Origin of the sequence: Sphingomonas sp. (assembly GCF_036387595.1) — a bacterium.
In the GTDB taxonomy this organism is placed as follows: Bacteria; Pseudomonadota; Alphaproteobacteria; order Sphingomonadales; family Sphingomonadaceae; genus Sphingomonas.
Window position 1 is genome coordinate 1 of the sequence record NZ_DASVTL010000017.1, and the last position, 1849, is coordinate 1849.

Consider the following 1849-nt stretch of genomic DNA (forward strand, 5'->3'; position numbering starts at 1 on the left):
GTAACACACCGATGGGGAAATGATGGCCGATCCGTATCAGATTTTGGGCGTGGCACGCGGCGCGGCGGATGCCGACATCAAGAAGGCGTATCGCAAGCTCGCCAAGGAGCTGCACCCCGATCGCAACAAGGACAATCCCAAAGCCGCCGAGCGCTTCAGCCAGGTCACCAACGCGTACGACCTGCTGAGCGACAAGGACAAACGCGCGCGGTTCGACCGTGGCGAGATCGACGGCGACGGCAATCCCGCAGCGCCGTTCGGCTATGGCGGCCAGCGGCCGGGTGCGGCGGGCGCGCAACGCGGCGGCTTTGAATTCGGCGGCGACAGCGCCGAGATGGGCGACATCTTCGAAGGCCTGTTCGGCGGGCGGAGCGGCGCCGGCGGCGGCGGTTTCACCAGCGGCTTCGGTCGCCGGCCCCCGGCCAAGGGCGCGACGATCAACTACACGCTGCAGGTGCCGTTCGTGGACGCCGCGACGCTCAGCCCGCAGCGGGTGACGCTCGGCGACGGCAAGACCATCGACCTGAAGCTCCCCGCCGGGGTCGAGACCGGCACCCAGATGAAACTCACCGGCAAGGGCGAGCCGGGCCCGGGCGGCGCCGGTGACGCGCTGGTGACGATCGAGGTCCAGCCGCATCGCTACTTCACCCGCGACGGCGACGACGTGCGCGTCGACCTGCCGATCTCGCTGAAGGAAGCCGTGCTCGGCGGATCGGTGCGCGCACCGACCGTCGACAAGCCTGTGATGCTGACGATCCCCAAGGGCACGACGTCGGGCAAGACGCTGCGACTGAAGGGCAAAGGCTTTCACAAGAAGGCCGGCGGTCGCGGCGACCAGCTGGTGACGCTGATGATCGACATCCCCGCAGAGGACGCGGCGCTGGCGGCGTTCGCCGACGCCTGGGAGGCGAGCGGGAACCCGCGGGCGTCGATGGGCGTCTGAGCCCCTGTGACCGATGTTCCAGCCCTGACGCCTGAAGACCGGGGCAAGCACCACGGTGCTGCGCGTCGGCGGTTCGACAAGGAACTCGCCAAGGTACGGCCCGGCAGCTACGCGTTCGAGATCCTCAAGAGGTCGGCGCTGGGCGTCTATAACGACGGCTTCATCCACGCGGGCAACCTCGCCTATCTCGCGCTGATGACGCTGTTCCCGTTCTTCATTACCGCCGCCTGGGTGCTGTCGATGGTCGGGCAGAGCGCGGAGACCCAGCGCACCGTCGCTTCCTTCCTGCAGGTGCTGCCGCCCGACGTGTCCGATCTGCTGCGCAAACCGCTGAGCGACGTGCTCGCCGCACGCACCGGATCGCTGTTGTGGCTGGGCGGGCTGGTCGGGCTGTGGACGGTCGGCAGCTTCGTCGAGACGATCCGCGACATCTTCCGCCGCGCCTATGGCACCAAGAGTTCGCAAACCTTGTGGCGCGCGCGGCTGCGGCTGAGCCTCGCGATCGTCGCATCGGTGATCCTCGCGCTGATCTCGTTCCTGGTCCAGGGCATCCTCACCGCGGCGGAACAGTTCGTGTACCGGCTGCTGCCCTTCGCCGAGAATGCCGCGAGCTGGATCGGCATCTCGCGCATCGTCCCCGGGCTGGTGATGTTCGGCGCGCTCTACATGTTGTTCTATTCGGTGACGCCGTCGAAATACCGGCATAGCGACAGCCGCAAATGGCCCGGCGCGCTGTTCACCACATTGTGGTGGGTGAGCATGACGGCGCTGCTGCCGGTCGTGCTCGCGCAGCTCGGCGGCTACGACCTCACCTATGGCAGCCTTGCCGGCGTCGTCGTCATGCTGTTGTTCTTCTACCTGATCGGCCTGGGCATCGTGTTCGGCGCGCATCTGAACGCGGCACTG

At 67.4% G+C, this 1849-nt stretch carries 2 protein-coding genes; both read left to right on the top strand.

Annotation, left to right across the window (positions count from 1 at the left end):
* Nucleotides 1-22: 22 nt before the first annotated feature.
* Entirely contained in the window at nucleotides 23-943 is a 921-nt protein-coding gene (locus VF643_RS00770; RefSeq protein ID WP_331041453.1) for a J domain-containing protein, read from the top strand.
* Between the two features lie 6 nt (nucleotides 944-949).
* A partial coding sequence (locus VF643_RS00775; protein WP_331041452.1) for a YihY/virulence factor BrkB family protein occupies nucleotides 950-1849 on the top strand: 900 nt, incomplete at its 3' end.